Source organism: Marivita sp. NO-S04 (assembly GCF_059070475.1).
On record NZ_CM180980.1, the window covers coordinates 3,794,158 to 3,812,960 of the forward strand.

Here is an 18,803-nt window from a genome sequence, read left to right on the forward strand (position 1 = left end):
CTAAGTCCGGTTAGGCTTTTCTTTCAAGGCGGTAAAGACCAAAAAATCCCTGAAAAATTATGAGTTATCCGTATTTTTGGAGAATCATTGGAGATTCAGACATGCGGTGGATAGTACCACCCAAGTGTGTAAGTTTTAGTTGACACTTGGGGTCTCGCGTAGATACTTTTTGGAGAACAAGAACGGAATCGTAGACATGGCAGGATCGGAACGCGCCGCTGGGAAATCAGCATTTCTCTATACAGAGGAACAGCGCGCACGTCGGGACAACAGCATCTGGACAACCATCCAGGGGGTGCTTGCGCCGCTTCAATTCCTTGTTTTTTTTGTCTCTTTGTCGCTTGTGGTTCGGTATCTCATCACTGGCGCGGGCTATGATGCGGCCACGATTTCGATCCTGATCAAGACGGTTTTCCTGCTCACCATCATGGTGACGGGGGCGATTTGGGAAAAGGTCGTGTTTGGGCAATACCTCTTTGCGCCTGCATTCTTCTGGGAAGACGTCTTTTCCTTTCTCGTGATTGCCTTACACCTCGCCTATGTCTGGGTGCTTTGGACGGGTGTGCTTAGCTCGAACGACCAGATGTGGCTCGCGCTCGCGGCTTATGCCGCCTACGTGATCAATGCTGGTCAGTTTCTCTGGAAATTGCGGGTTGCGCGCCTCGAAGCAGGCAAGGCCAACCCAACCAACGAGGTCACAGCATGACCGAACAGTTCGCACCTCCTCCGTCCCGCGGGTGTTCCAACACGCCTGTTCTCAAACAACGCGGCCAGCACGAGGTGTTCTGCGGCCTGACCGGGATCATCTGGTTGCATCGCAAGATGCAGGACGCGTTTTTTCTAGTCGTCGGAAGCCGGACCTGCGCGCATCTTCTCCAATCGGCTGCGGGTGTGATGATCTTTGCCGAGCCGCGTTTCGCTACGGCGATCCTTGAGGAAACCGATTTGGCCGGCATGGCCGACGCTCAGAAAGAGCTTGACCGTGTGGTCAGCGAATTGTTGGCGCGTCGCCCGGATATCAAACAGTTGTTTCTTGTCGGGTCCTGCCCGTCCGAAGTGATCAAGCTTGATCTTGCAAAGGCTGCCGAGCGCATGAGTACGCAATTTGCGCCCAACGTTCGTGTGCTGAGCTACTCAGGCTCGGGCATTGAAACCACCTTCACCCAAGGCGAAGACGCTTGCCTTGCCGCGATGGTTCCGGTTCTGCCCGAAACAGATACGCGGGAGCTGCTTCTCGTTGGCGCGTTGCCGGATGTGGTCGAGGAACAAGCCATTGGACTGCTCGAGGCGATGGGCATTGGTCCGATCCGGGTTTTGCCTGCCTCGCGTGTGAATAACGAGTACGGGATCGGAGCCAACACACTCTATGCCCTGACACAGCCATTTCTGACAGACACACACGAAGCGCTGACGCGCCGTGGTGCCAACCATATTGCAGCGCCTTTCCCGTTTGGCGAGGAAGGCACAACCCATTGGCTTCGGACGATTGCGGATCATTTTGGCGTTTCGGATGCCAAGTTTGCAGAAGTCACCGATGCACCGCGCGCCCGCGCTCGCAAGGCTGTCTCGCAGGCCTCCGAAGCACTCAAGGGCAAGACAGTGTTCTTTTTCCCGGACAGCCAATTGGAAATTCCGCTGGCGCGGTTCCTGACACGCGAATGCGGGATGGAGGCCATCGAGGTGGGTGCACCTTTCATCCACAAAGCCGTTATGACCCCCGATCTTGATCTGCTGGCCGAAGGCCCGGTCATTGCCGAAGGTCAGGACGTCGACAAACAGCTTGACCGCTGTCGTGCCGCGGCCCCCGATCTTACCGTGTGTGGCCTTGGCCTTGCCAACCCACTCGAGGCGGATGGGTTGACCACCAAGTGGGCCATCGAACTTGTCTTCACCCCGGTGCATTTCTACGAACAAGCAGGCGACCTGGCCGGACTGTTCTCGCGTCCTGTCCGTCGCCGCGACCTCCTCAAACTGGAGGCGGCAGAATGAAACTTACCGTTTGGACATATGAAGGTCCACCGCATGTCGGCGCGATGCGCGTCGCCACTGGCATGACGGGTTTGCACTATGTGTTGCACGCGCCTCAGGGCGACACCTATGCCGACCTTCTGTTCACCATGATCGAACGGCGCAATCACCGCCCGCCGGTAACGTATACGACGTTTCAGGCGCGTGATCTTGGTGCCGATACTGCGTATTTGTTCAAGGACGCCGCCACCGCCGCTTATGAGCGGTTCAAGCCGGAAGCGATGATCGTAGGCGCGTCTTGCACGGCAGAGCTGATTCAGGATGATCCCGGAGGTTTGGCGGAAACGCTGGGCCTGCCCATTCCGGCCATTCCGTTGGAACTGCCCAGCTATCAGCGCAAAGAAAACTTTGGCGCGGATGAGACGTTCTTTCAGATTGTCCGGCACCTTGCGAAGCCGATGGAAAAGACCGCACGGGTGACTGCCAACCTGATCGGCCCAACAGGCCTTGGTTTCCGTCACCGCGACGACATTGTCGAGGTGACCGGTTTGCTGATGGATATGGGGATCGAGGTGAATGTCGTGGCCCCGATGCCCGCTTCCCCGTCCGAGATCGCCAAAATGGGCCAGGCGCACTTCAACGTTCTTATGTACCCCGAAACCGCCGAAACCGCCGCTCGTTACATGGAGCGCGAGTTTGGTCAGCCCTACACCAAGACCGTACCCATCGGCGTTGGCGCTACACGTGATTTCGTTGCCGAAGTCGCAAAATTAGCAGGAATAGAGCCTGTTTTGGACGAAAGTCGCCTGCGGTTGCCTTGGTACTCGGCAAGCGTTGACAGCACGTACCTGACTGGCAAGCGCGTATTTCTGTTTGGTGATGGCACACATGTCGCAGCCTGCGCCCGCATCGCGCGCGATGAGATGGGGTTCGAAGTGGTCGGCATGGGTTGCTACAACCGCGAACAGGCTCGGATGCTTCGGAGCGTGGCTAAGGAGTTTGGCGTCGAGCCGCTGATCACTGACGACTATCTTGAGGTCGAGCGTCGGATCGAAGAGCTGGCTCCCGAGCTGATCCTCGGAACGCAGATGGAACGCCACATCGGCAAGCGCCTTGGTATTCCCTGTGCCGTGATTTCCGCGCCGGTCCACGTTCAGGATTTTCCTGCCCGCTACAGCCCCCAGATGGGCATCGAAGGCGCAAACGTGATCTTCGACACATGGGTTCATCCGTTGGTCATGGGTCTGGAAGAGCATCTGCTCACCATGTTCCGTGAGGATTTCGAATTCCACGATGATGCGGGCGCCAGCCATCATGGTCACAAGGCCAAGCCACGCGAAATCGGTGCCCCCGAAACCACCGAACCAGAGACTGATATCGCCCAATCAGCCTCTGTTAACACTGACGCGTTCGAGATTGTCTGGCTTCCTGCAGCCGAAAAAGAACTGAAGAAAATCCCGTTTTTTGTGCGGGGCAAAGCCAAGCGCAACACCGAGACCTTTGCGTCAGAACGCGGTGTTCAGGAAATCAGCGTCGACACGCTTTACGAAGCGAAGGCCCATTATGCGCGATAGTTTCACCGAAGCCCGGGCGTATAACATCGCCATCATCACGCTGGACAGCCACGCGGCTGGCCCTGTGGCGCGGGCATCTGTGAACCTTGCGCGGGACTTCCCCGGTTTGAACGTGTCTGTTCATGCCGCTGCGGAGTGGGCCGAAACGCCCGAAGCCCTGACCGAGGCGAAGGCGGCGATTGCCAATGCCGATATGGTTGTGGCGAACCTGCTGTTCCTCGAAGAACATATCAAACCAATCCTCGATGATCTGCGTGCGGTGCGTGATAAGGTTGACGGTATGGTCGGCGTCATCGCCGATGCCGAGATCATCAAATTGACCAAGCTGGGCAAGCTCGACATGAGCAAACCGGCATCGGGTCTGATGAAGATCCTCAAGTCGCTCAAGCCCAAATCCACGGAGTCCGAGGTCGAAAAGGGTGAAAAGCGGATGCAGCAACTGCGCCGCTTGCCCAAGATGCTTAAGCTCGTACCTGGAAAAGCACAGGATCTGCGGTCGTGGTTCCTTGTCATGCAGTATTGGCTAGGTGGCTCTGACGACAACATCGAAGCAATGGTGCGCTATCTGTTGGGCAAATATGCCAAGGGTCGTTCCGAGTGGCTGGGTGCCGTTGCGGAAGCACCGATCGAATATCCTGATGTGGCTCTGTATCACCCGGATTTGCCGCAACGTATCACGACCAACCTAGCCGATTTGCCCCGTCCCGCCGAGGTCAAAGCGACCGTTGGTTTGCTCATGATGCGGTCTTACGTGCTGGCGAATGATACTGCGCATTACGACGCGGTCATCCGCGCATTCGAAGCCAAAGGCATGGCTGTTGTTCCCGCTTTTGCAGGCGGCCTTGATGGCCGCCCCGCAATTGCCGAGTTTTTCCGCGAGGACGACCGGACCAAGATCGACGCAATGGTGTCTCTGACTGGCTTCAGCCTTGTCGGTGGCCCTGCGTATAACGACAGCTCTGCCGCGGTTGAGGTTCTCAAGGATCTCGACATTCCCTACATCGCCGCGCACCCGCTTGAATTCCAGACATTGGGCCAGTGGGCCAATGGTGATCAGGGTCTTGGCCCGATTGAAACCACCATGCTCATCGCGTTGCCCGAGCTTGACGGTGCCACATGCCCCACCGTGTTTGGTGGTCGCCACGGACCTGACGGCTGCAACGGATGCCATTACCAGTGCCCGTGTGATACCGCGAGCAAGGCTATGGCTCCATGCCGTGAACGGATCGAAAGCCTTGCCGAAAAAACTTTGCGGCAGGCTACGCTGCGTCGGAAGGAAAACGCGGACAAGAATGTCGGCATCGTTCTGTTTGGCTTTCCGCCCAATGCAGGCGCTGTTGGCACCGCCGCTTACCTGAACGTGTTCGAGTCGCTATTCAACACGCTGCATGCGATGAAAGCTGACGGCTACGATCTGGAGCCGCCGGGAACCGTGGCGGCCCTTCGTGCCGCCGTTCTAGAGGGCAACGCCAAGCAATACGGCCAAGAGGCCAATGTCGCTGCCCATGTGAGCGCCGATGACATCGTCCGCAACACGCCCCCGCTTAAGGCCATCGAAGCGGTCTGGGGTCCGGCCCCTGGCAAGATTCAATCTGACGGGCGTGGCGTGTTTGTATTGGGTGCGCAGTTCGGCAAGATTTTTGTCGGTGTGCAACCGACCTTTGGGTACGAAGGCGATCCGATGCGCCTTCTGTTTGAAAAGGGCTTTGCCCCGACGCACGCCTTCGTTCAGTTCTATATGTGGATGCGCAACACGTTCTGTGCGGATGTGGTGCTGCATTTCGGGATGCATGGCGCTTTGGAGTTTATGCCGGGCAAACAGGCCGGTCTGGGTGCGCGCGATTGGCCGGATCGGCTGATTGGCGAAATGCCCAATGTGTATCTTTACGCGTCCAACAACCCGTCCGAGGCGTCATTGGCCAAGCGGCGGTCTGGTGCGGTGACTGTCACGCATTTGACCCCACCGTTGGCGCAATCGGGTCTCTACAAAGGTTTGCAAGAGCTGAAGGACAGCCTGACTCGCTGGCGCTCGCTTGGTCCGGCAGACCATGAACGGGCCGATCTGGAAGCGTTGATCGCGGAACAGGCCGAAGCCGTCGATATGGAGGGTGTCGCCCCGGAAGCGCTGTGGCTCAAACTGCTTGAGACCGAAGATGCGCTGATCCCCGATGGCCTGCACATTGTGGGTAAGACCTTTAGCGATGCCGCGCGGGCCGAATACCTCAAGCTGATCGAAACGGCGGACGCCGAAACCAAGGCGCGCGTTGATGCGCTGTTGCAGGAAGAAACTGAACTGGCCGGTCTTCTGCGTGCCATGGCCGGACGGTACACGCCGCCGGTTCCCGGTGGGGATTTGATCCGGTCCGCCGACGTTCTACCGACTGGTCGCAACATCCACGCGTTCGATCCTTTCCGTATGCCGACCGAATTCGCCTGTCGCGATGGTGCTAAGCAAGCAGAGCTTTTGCTTGCAACACACAAGTCCCTTCCACGCACAGTCGCGCTGGTGCTTTGGGGATCGGACAATATCAAATCCGACGGTGCTCCTTTGGCGCAAGCGCTGGCGCTGATCGGCGCGAAACCGCGCTTTGACAGCTTTGGTCGGTTGTCCGGTGCGGACCTTATCCCGCTTGAGGAGCTCGGCCGCCCGCGCATCGACGTTGTGATGACCCTGTCTGGCATCTTCCGCGATCTTCTGCCGTTGCAGACGCGGATGCTGGCTGAAGCCGCCAAGAAAGCGGCAGAAGCGGATGAGCCGCTGGAACTGAATTACATCCGGGCGCATGCTTGGGTCTACGCGCAGGAAAACGGTGTCGATTTGGAAACCGCGGCGCTGCGCGTCTTCTCGAATGCCGAAGGTGCATATGGGTCCAACGTCAACGCGTTGGTCGACAGCAGCGCGTTTGGGGATGAAGACGAACTGGCCGACGCCTACGAGGCACGCAAGTCTTTTGCGTATGGCGTCAACGGCAAAGCAGCGGCGAACCACGCGCTGCTTCAGGAAACGCTCAAGACCGTTGATGTCGCCTACCAGAACCTCGAATCCGTCGAACTGGGTGTCACAACGGTTGACCACTACTTCGACACGCTGGGCGGCATTTCCCGTGCGGTGAAACGCGCGCGCGGCGGTCAGGAAGCGGCGATCTACATCTCGGATACCACACGCGGCAATGGCAAGGTACGCACGCTTCAGGATCAGGTCGCACTGGAAACCCGGTCGCGCAGTCTGAACCCCAAATGGTTCGAAGGCATGCTCAAGCATGGGGCCGAAGGTGTGCGCCAGATCGAAGCGCAAGTCACCAACACGATGGGCTGGTCCGCCACCACCGGCAAAGTGGAACCGTGGGTCTATCAGCGCCTGAGCGAAACCTTCGTTCTGGATGAAGACATGCGCGCACGTCTGGCCGACCTTAATCCGACCGCATCGAGCCGCATGGCGAACCGCCTGCTCGAAGCACATGACCGCAACTACTGGCATCCCGACGCCGAAACTCTGGCCGCGTTGCAAGACGCTGCCGACGCTCTGGAAGATCGCCTTGAGGGGATCGCCGCAGAATGAGCGCCAACACCTATAATCGGAGGCCCAAATGAGCCCACTTGACGCAAAAAGCCCGCCCGCCGCCCGCGCCGCACTTCGCGAAGCCGCAGGTCTGGAAGCGCGCGGCCTGTCCGCGCCGCCCATCCTCAAGGGACAGGACGGCGAAGGATCGGTGCAGGTGCATCAAGACAATTCGATGAAGATCGAAGGCGCCAAGGTGTTCGCCGTATACGGCAAGGGCGGGATCGGCAAATCGACCACCTCGTCGAACCTTTCGGCCGCCTTTTCGATGCTGGGCAAGCGCGTGTTGCAGATCGGCTGCGACCCCAAGCACGACAGCACCTTCACGTTGACCGGCAAACTTCAACCAACGGTGATCGACATCCTGAAAGAGGTCGATTTCCACGCCGAGGAACTGCGCCCTGAGGATTTCATGGCCGACGGTTTCAACGGTGTGAAATGCATCGAAGCTGGTGGTCCGCCCGCCGGGACCGGCTGTGGTGGTTATGTCGTTGGTCAGACTGTGAAACTGCTCAAGCAGCATCACCTGCTGGAAGACACTGACGTCGTTCTGTTCGACGTGCTGGGTGACGTCGTATGCGGCGGCTTTGCCGCGCCATTGCAACATGCGGACCGTGCCGTGATCGTAACGGCCAATGATTTCGACAGCATCTATGCAATGAACCGGATCATTGCCGCGGTTCAGGCCAAGTCGGCCAACTACAAGGTGCGGCTCGCGGGCTGTGTCGCGAACCGGTCCAAGGACACGGACGAAGTGGATCGCTACTGCAACGAGGTTGGCTTCAAGCGGATCGCGCACATGCCCGATTATGACGCTATTCGCCGGTCACGGCTCAAGAAGAAGACTCTGTTCGAAATGCCGGACGAGGAAGACATCGTCATGGCCCGCAAGGAATACATCCGCCTTGCCGAGACGCTGTTCAACAGCACCGAGTCGATGGCGCCTCAACCGCTCGAGGATCGGGACATTTTTGAACTGCTGGGGTTCGATTGATGAGCTACGACGCCACACGCGATCGGGTCGAGCATTATTTCGACCGCACGGCTACCAAGGTTTGGGAGCGTCTGACTTCGGATGCGCCGGTCAGCCGTATTCGTGAAACGGTCCGCAAAGGCCGGGACCAGATGCGCGACAAGCTCTTGTCGGCTCTGCCGTCTGATCTAAACGGTGTCCGCGTACTGGACGCCGGTTGTGGCGCAGGGCAAATGACGCAAGAACTGGCCCAACGTGGTGCCGAAGTGGTTGCCGTCGATATCTCGCCGTCGCTGGTCAAGATAGCGCGCGACCGCCTACCCGAGCATTTGCAGTCTCATGTGACATTCGCCAGCGGCGATATGCTGTCGGCGGATCACGGCACGTTCGACCACGTGATCGCGATGGACAGCCTGATCTACTACACGGAAGCAGACATCCGCTCGGCGCTGGCCAAGTTGGGAGAACGCACACGGGGTTCGGTCGCGTTTACCGTTGCTCCACGTACGCCCTTGTTGATGACGATGTGGTACGCGGGAAAAGCGTTTCCGCGCTCGGACAGGTCACCCGTGATGATCCCGCACGGGCCGTCACGTTTGTCGAAAACAGTCTCTGACATTGGCCAACTTAACGATTTGGGTCGGGTGAATTCCGGCTTTTACATAAGCCAGGCCTTGGAGTTACGTCCATGATCGTAAGCCGCTCTCAGGTGAAGTCCTTGGGCATGAGGATGCTTCCGTTTTCGGACGCAGCATCCGATGATCTGCCTTTGGGCCAACTGTTGCGGCTTGCTTTGTTCCAAGTGTCGGTCGGCATGGCGGGTGTCATGCTGCTGGGCACATTGAACCGTGTCATGATCGTAGAGCTTTCGGTCCCCGCGACCCTTGTTGCGATCATGGTTGCGTTGCCGGTTCTGATTGCGCCCTTCCGGGCCTTGTTTGGCTTCAAATCAGACAATTACCGCTCAGCCATCGGATGGAAGCGCATCCCGTACCTTTGGTTCGGAACGCTTTGGCAGTTCGGCGGACTTGCGGTCATGCCAGCCTGTCTTTTGGTCCTTGGCGGAGATGTGACCCACGAGGTGCCCTTTGCGGGGGAAGTCCTAGCGGCGCTCGCCTTCATCATGACGGGTTTTGGGATGCACATGACCCAAACCGCAGGTCTTGCGCTGGCAGCCGACCGCGCGACGGACGAGACGCGCCCTCGCGTCGTGTCCTTGCTCTACGTCATGTATCTTGTCGGCATGGGTGTTTCCGCCATCGTGATTGGTTGGCTGCTCCGCGATTTCTCAGGTGTTCTTTTGATCAGTGTCGTGCAGGGCTGTGCCGTTGTAACGCTCGTGTTGAATGTGATCGCGCTTTGGAAACAAGAGCGCGTGCGTCCGATGACAAAAGAAGATCGCGAGGCACCGCAGCCGTCTTTCAAGGATGCTTGGGCTGACCTGACTGCCGGGGGAACAGCGGGACGTCTGCTGGCGGTGGTTTTCCTGGGTACGATGGCCTTCAACATGCAGGACGTTTTGCTGGAACCCTATGGCGGTGAAATTCTTGGACTGAGCGTATCATCGACGACACTTCTCACGGCGACATGGGCGTTGGGTGCGCTGCTAGGATTCGCGTTGGCGGCGCGTGTTCTGGTCAAAGGCGGTAACACCTACCGCATGGCGTCTGTCGGATTGCTGGCGGGGGTCGCAGCCTTTTGCATCGTGATTTTCGCAGCTCCGATGAATTCGACATTTCTGTTTTTCCTCGGCGCTGGTCTGATCGGATTTGGCGGAGGCTATTTCGCAATCTCGACCCTGACAGCGGCCATGACACTCCCCTCCGATGGACTTGCCGGACGCGGCCTTGCGCTGGGCGCTTGGGGTGCAGCACAGGCCACGGCGGCTGGTTTGTCGACCCTTGTCGGAGGCGCCACCCGTGACGGCGTCAACATGGTCGCAATGTCCGGGAATCTGGGCGAAGCGCTTGCCACTCCGACAACCGGATATTCCGTCGTTTATCATATCGAAATCGGACTTCTGTTCGCGACGCTCATTATACTGGGCCGTCTCATCAGCCAGAACAGAAGTATCCCCACTCTCAACCAGAAACCGACAGGGCTGGGCCTTGCCGATTTCCCAACCTGACCAAGGCCCATCAAGGAGCACTAAAGATGACCGAAGACTACATCCTTGGAAACCTCGACCTCGCGAGTATTTCGCTCTGGTTGTTTTTCATTTTCTTCGTTGGACTCGTGATCTGGATTCAGCGCGAGAACCAGCGTGAAGGCTACCCGCTTATGGACGAAGACGGCAGCCAAGCGGATGCGGGCAGCGTGTTTCCAAATCCGTCGGACAAGACCTTCCTTCTGCCGCATGGCCGTGGCGAATACACTGTTCCGTCGGGCCAGACGCCCGAGCGTACGGATATCGACGCGAAACTGACACGCCAATTCGACAGTGGCGGATTCCCTTTTGATCCGGTGGGTAACCCGCTGGCAGATGGCGTTGGTCCGGGCAGCTGGGCACCGCGCCGCGACGAGCCGGAACTGGACGGTCATGGTCATCCGAAGATCATCCCGATGTCAGGCAGCGAACATTTCCGCGTCTCTGCGGGTCGCGATCCGCGCGGTTTGCCGGTTGTGGCTGGCGATGGTGCAATTGTCGGCAAAATTACAGACATGTGGGTCGATGAGCCGGAACAGATGGTGCGCTATCTTGAGATGGAACTGGATGCCGAATACGGCGGCGGGTCGCGCCTTGTGCCGATCACCTTTACCCGGATCTGGGGCAATCGCGTGAAAGTCCGTTCGATCTTTGGCGAACACTTTGCAGGTGTTCCACAGATCGCATCGCCGCAGCAGATCACCAAGCTCGAGGAAGAAAAGGTCAGCGCCTACTACGGCGGCGGCACGCTCTATGCGAGCAAGGAACGCCAAGAGCCGCAAATTTAATCAAGACAAGAACCAACAGCCGCAGCCACGGCTTTAGGAAAGGGAACCCACCATGCCGCACGACGATTTTCAGGTAGAACCGGTCAAAGGTCTTCCAGAGACACCTCCCGAGGGGGAGGTGATCCTCTGGCAAGGCAAACCGGATTGGTGGGCCCTTTCCAAGGAATCGCTGAACTTGCTCTGGGTCGCTGGGTACTTCGTGTTCCTTGCAGCCTGGAGGTTTGTGGCGGTCATTGACCTCATGCCGCTTGGGCAGGCGATTTGGGCATCTGTACCTTTCCTGATCTTGGGTGTCATCGTCTGTGCCCTGCTGATGGGAATTGCCTGGGCGCAGGCGCACTACACCGTCTACACAGTCACCAACCGTCGGATTGCGATGCGGATCGGTGCGGCTTTGACGGTGACGCTGAACTTGCCGTACACTCAAGTCGGTTCAGCCAATCTGGACCTGCGCAAGTCTGGCACGGGAACCATTGCCTTTGATCTTCTGGGAGACACACGGATCAGCTATCTTGTATGCTGGCCGCATGTTCGCCCGTGGCGCGTGTCGCCGACGCAACCGGCGCTGCGCTGTATTCCCGAAGCGGAAAACATCGCTGCAATGATTTCCGAGGCTGCACAGGCACGGGTTTCGACCCCGCAGGTGGAACGCACCAGCAGTGTGGCACCGTCCGCAGTCGCGGCGGAATGAGAGAGGGCCTGTAATGCAAACGCAAACTGTCGACAAAGCCCGCATCCACGCCACAGAACGTGAGCTCGTCCCGCGCCTTTTTGTGCGCGCGATGTTCGGCATGGTCATGATCTGCCTTATCATGGTGAGTGCCTATCGCTGGATGGATGGACCTGTGCAATACACCGCGCCGGACTCTCCGGTGGTGATCGAGAAAACGCTTTTCCTTGAAGGCGCCATGAGCGGTGCCGCAAAGGTGTTTGCCGAGGATGGCACATTGGTTGCCGAGTATTCGCCGGAAGAGGGTGGGTTTCTGTCCGGCATGTGGCGCGTTCTGCAACGGGAACGCACCAAGGCACGTGTTGATCTGGATGGTCCGGTGATCATTCGGGCACGTGAAAATAACCGTCTTGAGATCTTTGATCCCAGCACGGGATGGGGCGCCGACCTTATGGGTTTCGGCGCTGACAACTCGGCGGCCTTCGCCAGGCTGCTGAAATAACCGAAAGGGAATCGGACAATGGGTCTGTTGACAAAAGAAATCGAAAGGGCGCCGTGCACAGTGGAAATCAGCCACTGTTTCGAGAGCCTTCATGCACATGTGCGTTTCAACAATGGCGCCGTGATCTACCCCGGCGACGAAGTAAAGGTTCAGGGGCCAGAAATCATGGCCGCCTTCGGAGAGGTCGTGTCTGAAGATCGTGAAGCGATCATCGTTCGCGCCTCCAAACTCGAACAGCTTTGGACCCGCCTCACAGGTGACTTCGAAGTTATGGAACTTTGCGAATTCTCGTTCTCTGAAGAGGTGACGCTATGAACATGCAAGTGCCCCAAAATTCGCGCACCTCTGGTGCGACGCACACCGCCGACGCGACCACGGTTGAAGAAAGCCTTGCGATCCAAGAAGAGCAAGCGAAGTACGACGACAATTTCGCAACAGAAACCGCGATGGCGAACACGCTGCTCACGCCGCGGTTCTACACCACGGATTTCGACGAGCTCGACGCGATCAATGTCGATGGTATCCGCGCTGAATGGGACGAGCTGATCGCCCAGATGGAGGCGGACCCGAACAAAGGCCATTTCAAGAAGAACGAAGACTGGGACCATGTCGATTGGGAGAACATGGAGCCGCAGCTGAAAAAGGAATTCATCGACTTCCTGATTTCAAGCTGCACTGCCGAGTTCTCGGGTTGCGTCCTTTACAAGGAAATGAAGCGGCGCGGCAACAACAAGGATATCACTCAGCTGTTCCAGTTGATGGCGCGCGACGAGGCGCGGCATGCTGGCTTTATTAACGACGCGCTGCGTGAAGCCGGGCTTTGGGTGAACCTTGGCTTCCTGACTCAGTCGAAGAAATACACCTATTTCCGGCCCAAGTTCATCTATTATGCCACTTACCTGTCGGAAAAGATCGGATATGCTCGGTATATCACGATCTTCCGTCACCTTGAGGCGAACCCGGAATTTCGGTTCCACCCGATTTTCAAGTGGTTCGAAGAGTGGTGCAACGACGAGTTCAGCCATGGCGAAGCGTTCGCGCTGTTGATGAAGACCGACCCGAAACTGACCAGCGGTCGCAATGTCTACTGGATCAAGTTCTTCCTGACGGCGGTATACGCCACAATGTATGTGCGCGATCATCAACGACCGGCCTTTCACAAGGCGCTGGGCGTGGACCCCGACTGGTACGCGCATGAGGTCTTCACTAAGACATCCGAGCTGACCAAGCAGATCTTCCCGATCACCTTGGATATCGACCATCCGCGCTGGCAGCCGACATTGGAACGCTTGCAACGAGCGAACGTGCAGATTGCCACTGGCAAAAAGCAAGGTGGTCTGGGTGGCAAGCTCAAGGAACTTGTGGGTTCCGCCAAAGCGGCGTCGTGCTTTGTGTCGCTCTACTTCATTCCGGTGAAGAAACATAAAGTACCCGCCGTGACGCGACTGGTGCCGTCCTACTGATCTGGTTTCGCCGCCTTCGGGCGGCGACCATGTTGGGGCCAGCCCCCACACCCCCGGCATATTTGAAAAAAGAAGAAGGACTAAACGCGTGTTCAGTGACCCTTGGATTGCCGCCCTTGTGGCGCTTTTTCTCTGGTGGTTTTCCACCGGAGTGATCCTAATGGTCGTGAAATACGCTGACCGGCGTGGGTTGCGTTTCGGTCAGGTCCTAACATGGCTTGCGCTTCCGATCTTTTTTCTTGGTGCCTACGGCATAGGAATGACTGCGCATCTCGAAAGCCATACAGCGGCTTACCATTCATTCCTTGCGGCACTTGCGCTTTGGGGTTGGATCGAATTGGCGTTCCTGACCGGAACGATTACCGGTCCCAACCGTCTTGTTTGCCGCGGAGATGTGCCTGAATGGGAACGGTTCATCCGGGCCTGGGGTACGATTGCCTATCATGAGATGCTGCTTGCTGGCACGCTGATCATGCTTTGGCTGTTTACGCAAGACGCTGTGAACAGCTTTGGGTTCTGGACGTTCGCTGTCCTGTTCTTTGCCCGTGTGTCGGCCAAGCTGAACCTGTTTCTGGGTGTTCCCAAGATCAACACTGAATTCCTGCCAAAGCCGCTGGCGCATCTTCCCAGCCATTTCCGGTATGCGAAGATGAACTGGCTGTTTCCGATTTCGGTCAGCGCTCTGACCTTTGCCGTCGCGTGCTGGCTCGAGCGGATTTATTCCGCGCAGTCTGTGGCGGATACGATTGGATTTGCCCTTCTGGCCGCACTGACCGCGCTCGCGTTGCTCGAGCACTGGTTCATGGTGTTGCCGTTGCCCGACGAGAAACTCTGGCGCTGGATGCTTCCCGCGCCCAAACCAAAACAACAAGACAAGACGATACGAACGGAGGACGCCCATGGACTTTGACAGCTTGTTCAACGCCCAGCTTGATACCCTGAAAGAAGAAGGGAACTATCGCATATTTGCAGAGCTGGAGCGCAAATGTGGCGCGTTCCCGAGAGCAAAGTCGCATGATGACGACTGCCCGGACGAAGTGACTGTTTGGTGCTCGAATGACTATCTTGGCATGGGACAGCACCCTGATGTGATCAAATCGATGCAGCACGCCGTCGGTGAGAATGGCTGTGGGGCGGGTGGCACCCGCAACATTTCTGGCACCAACCACCAGCACAAACTGCTTGAGACCGAACTTGCCGATCTGCATGGAAAGGAATCAGCACTACTATTCACGTCGGGGTACGTATCCAACTGGGCCGCGCTGTCGACTCTGGGTGCGCGACTTCCGGATGCGGTGATCTTGTCGGATGAGTTGAACCACGCATCCATGATCGAGGGCATACGCCATTCGCGGTGCAACAAGGTGATCTGGAAGCACAACGATCCAGAAGATCTGGACCGCAAGCTTGCTGCGTTGCCGTCGAATGCGACCAAAATTGTAGCGTTCGAGTCGGTTTATTCGATGGACGGTGATATCTGCCCGATGAAGGAAATCGTCGAAGTGGCCGAAAAGCACGGCGCAATGACCTATCTCGACGAAGTGCACGCAGTTGGCATGTATGGCGCGCGCGGCGGCGGTGTATCAGAACGCGAAGGTTTGGCGGACCGTATCACCCTGATTGAAGGAACGCTTGGTAAGGCGTTCGGCGTTATGGGTGGGTACATCACCGGGTCGGAAGCGATGTGCGATTTCATCCGCTCTTTCTCATCCGGGTTCATCTTCACAACCGCGCTGCCCCCGGCAGTTGCGGCGGCAGCGCGCACGTCGATCCAGCATCTCAAGAAGAGCGATACGGAGCGGAAGCAACAGCAAGTGCAGGTTGCCAAGCTGCGCAAGCGGTTGGATGACATGGGAATTCCACATATTCAGAACCCAAGCCATATCATCCCTGTGATGATCAAAGATCCAGTCAAATGCCGGATGCTCGCAGACATTCTGATGCAGGATTATGGAATCTATGTGCAACCGATCAACTACCCAACGGTGCCAAAAGGGACAGAGCGTCTGCGTTTCACGCCGGGGCCGCTACATTCGGACGCAGATATTGAACATCTGGTTCAGGCGCTCGCAACCCTTTGGAAACAGTGTGCTATTGCGCATCAGGTTGCTTGACTTCACCACGCCTCCGGTTACCTGATTGGGGAACCTAACGGGTTTGCTATTGGTTAACATCGCAAGAAAGCGCTAGTTTGCGCCGAACACGAGAGAGGAGTTCAACAATGAAGTTGATGATCGCAACTGCGGCCATGATGCTGGTCGGGTCGGGTGCAGCTTTTGCACAAGACGCCGCTGCCGGTGAAAAAGAATTCAACAAGTGCAAATCCTGCCACATGATCGTGGCGGCAGATGGCACAGAAATCGTTAAAGGCGGCCGCACCGGACCGAACCTGTACAACATCATCGGTCGCACAGCTGGCACCGTTGAAGATTTCCGTTACGGTGACAGCCTTGTCGCTGCAGGCGAAGCAGGTCTTGTCTGGAACGAAGAGACTTTTGTCGCCTACGTGCAGGACCCCAAGGGTTTCCTTGCTGAGTACTTGGATGACAGCGGTGCTCGGTCGAAGATGTCCTATCGCCTGCGCAGCGGCATGGAAGATGTCTACGCGTATCTTGTGACTGTCAGCCCCGATGCAGACACCGTTCACGACGGCACAGGTTCCGGGTCGTAATTAACCCGAAACAGACATGAGAGGGGCGTGCTGCAACAGCGCGCCCTTTTCTTTTGCGCCATCGACTTCGCAGAGTTGACCGATCTGTGTGGCTCGCGCAAAACATCGCGCAAGAATAATAGGGGCAGTGTCATGAAGATTGCGATGATCGGGACCGGGTATGTTGGTCTTGTTTCCGGTGTGTGTTTTTCCGATTTCGGTCATACCGTCGTGTGCGTCGATAAAGATCCGCGCAAGATCGAAATGCTCGAACGGGGCGAAGTGCCGATTTACGAGCCGGGCCTTGATACTCTCATGGCTAAGAATGTCGATGCAGGACGATTGAGTTTTACATTGGATTTGCCGGCCGCGATTGAGGGCGCTGAGGCTGTATTCATCGCGGTCGGCACACCGACACGCCGGGGCGATGGCCATGCAGATCTGACATATGTGATGGCGGCTGCCGAAGAGATTGCAAAGGCTGCAAAGGATTATGTGGTCATTGTCACCAAATCGACAGTTCCGGTCGGGACGAACCGCAAAGTGCGGGATGTCGTCGCTGCTGCCAATCCCGGTCTCGACTTCGATGTTGCTTCCAACCCCGAATTCCTGCGCGAAGGCGCCGCGATCGATGATTTCATGAAGCCGGATCGCGTTGTGGTGGGCGTAGAAAATGATCGCGCTGCAAAGGTCATGAGCGAAATTTACCGACCGCTTTATCTCAGGGATTTTCCGATCGTGACGACCGATCTCGAATCCGCGGAAATGATCAAGTATGCCGCGAATGCATTTCTGGCGACCAAGATCACGTTTATCAACGAAATTGCAGCACTGTGCGAAAAGGTTGGCGCGGATGTGAAACAGGTGTCCAAAGGCATGGGCATGGACAACCGCATCGGCAACAAGTTCCTTCACGCAGGACCGGGATATGGTGGGTCATGTTTTCCGAAGGACACCAAAGCGCTTGCGCGCATCGGACAGGAACATGCCAGCCCGATGCATATCACCGAGGCCGTGATCGCCGTGAACGAAGACACAAAACGCCGGATGATCGGAAAGTTGCAGGACCTTTGTGATGGCAAGTTCAACGGCAAGACGATTTGTGTTCTGGGCGTGACGTTCAAGCCGAACACCGATGACATGCGGGATGCACCGTCGCTCACCATCGTGCCCGCGTTGGTTGGTGGCGGTGCCAAGGTGAAGGTTTGCGATCCGCAAGGCCAGCACGAGGGTGAAGGACTGCTGCCAGGTGTTCAGTGGCATGACGATCCCTACGACGCTGCCAAAGGAGCTGACCTGCTGGTTCTTCTGACCGAGTGGAATGAATTTCGAGCCTTGGATTTGAACAGGATCGCCCAAGGCATGTCACGTGCCGTGATGGCCGACCTGCGCAACATCTACAACGCGAACGTGGCCCGTGACGCAGGCTTTGTGGCGTATGAAGGCGTTGGACGCATCGGGTATGTCTGACGAACGAAGGCCAACATTGATTCGGCGCGCACATTGAGCGGAAGTTCATCTGTGGCGGAAATGTGGCGAAATTAGGCGGCTTCGATCGGACAAAAACTGCGTTTATCTGGCTATTGTTCCTGCATAGGTGGCGATGTTGCTCAATTGCGGCAAAAAGCTTTGCGGCGCGCCACATTTCGGACAAAAACGCTCTTGTCAGGCGGGGGCTCGAACACCGGTGCGGCCATGCGTCAGGTCTCTGACATTGTCCACTCTCTCGAATTGCTCACGGACTGCGCGCTGCGCGGGAACAAGATGCAGGTCGGCCGCACCGAAACAGTACAGGAGCTTCGGACCTGGGGTCTCGATACGGTACACACGGGGGCGCGGATGGCAGCTACAACCATTCAACGAGGTGAAGCGCTGTGTGCCAATCGAGAATTAACTAGGTCCGAAGCACCTGCTGACTGCTAAACAATCAGCCAGCAGTGTCTTGACCAAGAATCGTTTTCAAAATGTTTTTGGCGTTATCGGACGCCCAGTCCGCATCGCCTCGCATCCGCGCGATCTCTTGACCTTCGGGATTGAGAATTACCGTGATGGGAAGACCAAGAACACCCATCTTGCGGGCAAGTCCTGACTTTGGATCACGATGAAGCGGCAGATTGTCGACGCCGATTTCGTCGAAGAATGACTGCATAGCCGGAGGCGGATTGCGCCCGGTTGCAACTGTCACAACTTCGAAGTCGCCGCCGCCGAACTCTGTTTGAAGTTCAGACAACATCGGCATTTCCTTGCGACAAGGCGCACACCAAGTGGCCCAAAAGTTCAGCAGGACCCATTTGCCCTTGTAAGACTCAAGCGACAGTGGCGCGCCGTCGAACGTGGTAAATTCTGCTGTTCCGGCGGCTTGCGGGGTGCTGTGGAAGGTCAGCTTTTTCATGTCGCCTTCGCGCATCGCCTCGGCTTTGGTGAGATCGGCCAGCGCTGGGTTTGCAAGCGTCACGAGGCCCGTATAGAGGATGGCGGCAAGAATTTTCTTCATTTTCCCTCCGAAGGGG

Annotated in this window: 17 protein-coding genes; 16 read left to right on the forward strand and 1 reads right to left on the reverse strand. The window is 57.2% G+C overall.

Annotated elements, in window-relative coordinates; translation table 11 throughout:
* Nucleotides 1–196 precede the first annotated feature (196 nt).
* The 16 genes from bchF (at nt 197) to ACK3EW_RS19285 (ending at nt 17,763) form a co-directional block, all read left to right on the forward strand.
* On the forward strand, nt 197–706 hold the full coding sequence (gene bchF, locus ACK3EW_RS19210) for a 2-vinyl bacteriochlorophyllide hydratase (RefSeq protein WP_493807434.1): 510 nt from the start codon (nt 197–199) through the stop codon (nt 704–706).
* Nucleotides 703–1,989, forward strand: a complete 1,287-nt coding sequence (locus ACK3EW_RS19215; protein WP_493807435.1) for a ferredoxin:protochlorophyllide reductase (ATP-dependent) subunit N — start codon at nt 703–705, stop codon at nt 1,987–1,989. The genes bchF and ACK3EW_RS19215 overlap by 4 nt, the downstream gene beginning before the upstream one ends.
* Nucleotides 1,986–3,542 carry a ferredoxin:protochlorophyllide reductase (ATP-dependent) subunit B gene (gene bchB, locus ACK3EW_RS19220; RefSeq protein WP_493807436.1) on the forward strand — a complete coding sequence of 519 codons (1,557 nt, stop codon included), beginning with the start codon at nt 1,986–1,988 and terminating at the stop codon, nt 3,540–3,542. The genes ACK3EW_RS19215 and bchB overlap by 4 nt, the downstream gene beginning before the upstream one ends.
* Entirely contained in the window at nt 3,532–7,101 is a 3,570-nt protein-coding gene (locus tag ACK3EW_RS19225; protein WP_493807437.1) for a magnesium chelatase subunit H, read from the forward strand. Before bchB ends, ACK3EW_RS19225 begins: the two co-directional genes overlap by 11 nt.
* A gap of 175 nt (nt 7,102–7,276) precedes the next feature.
* Nucleotides 7,277–8,095 carry a ferredoxin:protochlorophyllide reductase (ATP-dependent) iron-sulfur ATP-binding protein gene (gene bchL / locus ACK3EW_RS19230; protein WP_238939601.1) on the forward strand — a complete coding sequence of 273 codons (819 nt, stop codon included), beginning with the start codon at nt 7,277–7,279 and terminating at the stop codon, nt 8,093–8,095.
* Entirely contained in the window at nt 8,095–8,766 is a 672-nt protein-coding gene (gene bchM, locus ACK3EW_RS19235) for a magnesium protoporphyrin IX methyltransferase (protein ID WP_085627459.1), read from the forward strand. Before bchL ends, bchM begins: the two co-directional genes overlap by 1 nt.
* Nucleotides 8,763–10,202 (forward strand): PucC family protein, encoded by a 1,440-nt coding sequence (locus ACK3EW_RS19240; RefSeq protein WP_493807438.1) that lies wholly within the window; start codon nt 8,763–8,765, stop codon nt 10,200–10,202. Before bchM ends, ACK3EW_RS19240 begins: the two co-directional genes overlap by 4 nt.
* Nucleotides 10,203–10,228: 26 nt before the next feature.
* The gene (gene puhA, locus ACK3EW_RS19245; RefSeq protein WP_085627457.1) at nt 10,229–11,008 is read left to right on the forward strand and encodes a photosynthetic reaction center subunit H; all 780 of its coding nucleotides are present in this window, start codon (nt 10,229–10,231) and stop codon (nt 11,006–11,008) included.
* 52 nt (nt 11,009–11,060) lie between these two features.
* Nucleotides 11,061–11,699 carry a photosynthetic complex putative assembly protein PuhB gene (puhB, locus tag ACK3EW_RS19250; protein ID WP_493807439.1) on the forward strand — a complete coding sequence of 213 codons (639 nt, stop codon included), beginning with the start codon at nt 11,061–11,063 and terminating at the stop codon, nt 11,697–11,699.
* Nucleotides 11,700–11,712: 13 nt separating this feature from the next.
* Nucleotides 11,713–12,180 carry a photosynthetic complex assembly protein PuhC gene (gene puhC / locus ACK3EW_RS19255; RefSeq protein ID WP_085627455.1) on the forward strand — a complete coding sequence of 156 codons (468 nt, stop codon included), beginning with the start codon at nt 11,713–11,715 and terminating at the stop codon, nt 12,178–12,180.
* An 18-nt stretch (nt 12,181–12,198) separates the two neighbouring features.
* Complete coding sequence (locus ACK3EW_RS19260) at nt 12,199–12,495, forward strand: hypothetical protein (RefSeq protein WP_188480564.1); 297 nt, start codon at nt 12,199–12,201, stop codon at nt 12,493–12,495.
* Nucleotides 12,492–13,643 (forward strand): magnesium-protoporphyrin IX monomethyl ester (oxidative) cyclase, encoded by a 1,152-nt coding sequence (gene acsF, locus ACK3EW_RS19265; protein ID WP_493807440.1) that lies wholly within the window; start codon nt 12,492–12,494, stop codon nt 13,641–13,643. The genes ACK3EW_RS19260 and acsF overlap by 4 nt, the downstream gene beginning before the upstream one ends.
* An 88-nt stretch (nt 13,644–13,731) precedes the next feature.
* The gene (gene puhE, locus ACK3EW_RS19270; RefSeq protein ID WP_493807441.1) at nt 13,732–14,553 is read left to right on the forward strand and encodes a putative photosynthetic complex assembly protein PuhE; all 822 of its coding nucleotides are present in this window, start codon (nt 13,732–13,734) and stop codon (nt 14,551–14,553) included.
* Nucleotides 14,543–15,757, forward strand: a complete 1,215-nt coding sequence (hemA, locus tag ACK3EW_RS19275) for a 5-aminolevulinate synthase (RefSeq protein WP_493807442.1) — start codon at nt 14,543–14,545, stop codon at nt 15,755–15,757. Before puhE ends, hemA begins: the two co-directional genes overlap by 11 nt.
* 107 nt (nt 15,758–15,864) lie before the next feature.
* Nucleotides 15,865–16,314 carry a c-type cytochrome gene (locus tag ACK3EW_RS19280; protein WP_085627450.1) on the forward strand — a complete coding sequence of 150 codons (450 nt, stop codon included), beginning with the start codon at nt 15,865–15,867 and terminating at the stop codon, nt 16,312–16,314.
* A 132-nt stretch (nt 16,315–16,446) separates the two neighbouring features.
* The gene (locus ACK3EW_RS19285; RefSeq protein WP_493807443.1) at nt 16,447–17,763 is read left to right on the forward strand and encodes a UDP-glucose dehydrogenase family protein; all 1,317 of its coding nucleotides are present in this window, start codon (nt 16,447–16,449) and stop codon (nt 17,761–17,763) included.
* A 457-nt stretch (nt 17,764–18,220) separates the two neighbouring features.
* Here ACK3EW_RS19285 and ACK3EW_RS19290 read toward each other — a convergent pair whose 3' ends face one another.
* Nucleotides 18,221–18,787 (reverse strand): TlpA disulfide reductase family protein, encoded by a 567-nt coding sequence (locus ACK3EW_RS19290; protein ID WP_493807444.1) that lies wholly within the window; start codon nt 18,785–18,787, stop codon nt 18,221–18,223.
* Nucleotides 18,788–18,803 lie beyond the last annotated feature (16 nt).

Coding starts and splice junctions, on each gene's coding strand:
- bchB (WP_493807436.1), top strand. CDS start 1,986: ATGAAACTTACCGTTTGGACATATGAAGGTCCACCGCATGTCGGCGCG.
- ACK3EW_RS19280 (WP_085627450.1), top strand. CDS start 15,865: ATGAAGTTGATGATCGCAACTGCGGCCATGATGCTGGTCGGGTCGGGT.
- puhA (WP_085627457.1), top strand. CDS start 10,229: ATGACCGAAGACTACATCCTTGGAAACCTCGACCTCGCGAGTATTTCG.
- bchF (WP_493807434.1), top strand. CDS start 197: ATGGCAGGATCGGAACGCGCCGCTGGGAAATCAGCATTTCTCTATACA.
- bchL (WP_238939601.1), top strand. CDS start 7,277: ATGAAGATCGAAGGCGCCAAGGTGTTCGCCGTATACGGCAAGGGCGGG.
- hemA (WP_493807442.1), top strand. CDS start 14,543: ATGGACTTTGACAGCTTGTTCAACGCCCAGCTTGATACCCTGAAAGAA.
- ACK3EW_RS19225 (WP_493807437.1), top strand. CDS start 3,532: ATGCGCGATAGTTTCACCGAAGCCCGGGCGTATAACATCGCCATCATC.
- ACK3EW_RS19215 (WP_493807435.1), top strand. CDS start 703: ATGACCGAACAGTTCGCACCTCCTCCGTCCCGCGGGTGTTCCAACACG.
- ACK3EW_RS19240 (WP_493807438.1), top strand. CDS start 8,763: ATGATCGTAAGCCGCTCTCAGGTGAAGTCCTTGGGCATGAGGATGCTT.
- ACK3EW_RS19290 (WP_493807444.1), bottom strand. CDS start 18,787: ATGAAGAAAATTCTTGCCGCCATCCTCTATACGGGCCTCGTGACGCTT.
- puhB (WP_493807439.1), top strand. CDS start 11,061: ATGCCGCACGACGATTTTCAGGTAGAACCGGTCAAAGGTCTTCCAGAG.
- ACK3EW_RS19285 (WP_493807443.1), top strand. CDS start 16,447: ATGAAGATTGCGATGATCGGGACCGGGTATGTTGGTCTTGTTTCCGGT.
- ACK3EW_RS19260 (WP_188480564.1), top strand. CDS start 12,199: ATGGGTCTGTTGACAAAAGAAATCGAAAGGGCGCCGTGCACAGTGGAA.
- acsF (WP_493807440.1), top strand. CDS start 12,492: ATGAACATGCAAGTGCCCCAAAATTCGCGCACCTCTGGTGCGACGCAC.
- puhC (WP_085627455.1), top strand. CDS start 11,713: ATGCAAACGCAAACTGTCGACAAAGCCCGCATCCACGCCACAGAACGT.
- bchM (WP_085627459.1), top strand. CDS start 8,095: ATGAGCTACGACGCCACACGCGATCGGGTCGAGCATTATTTCGACCGC.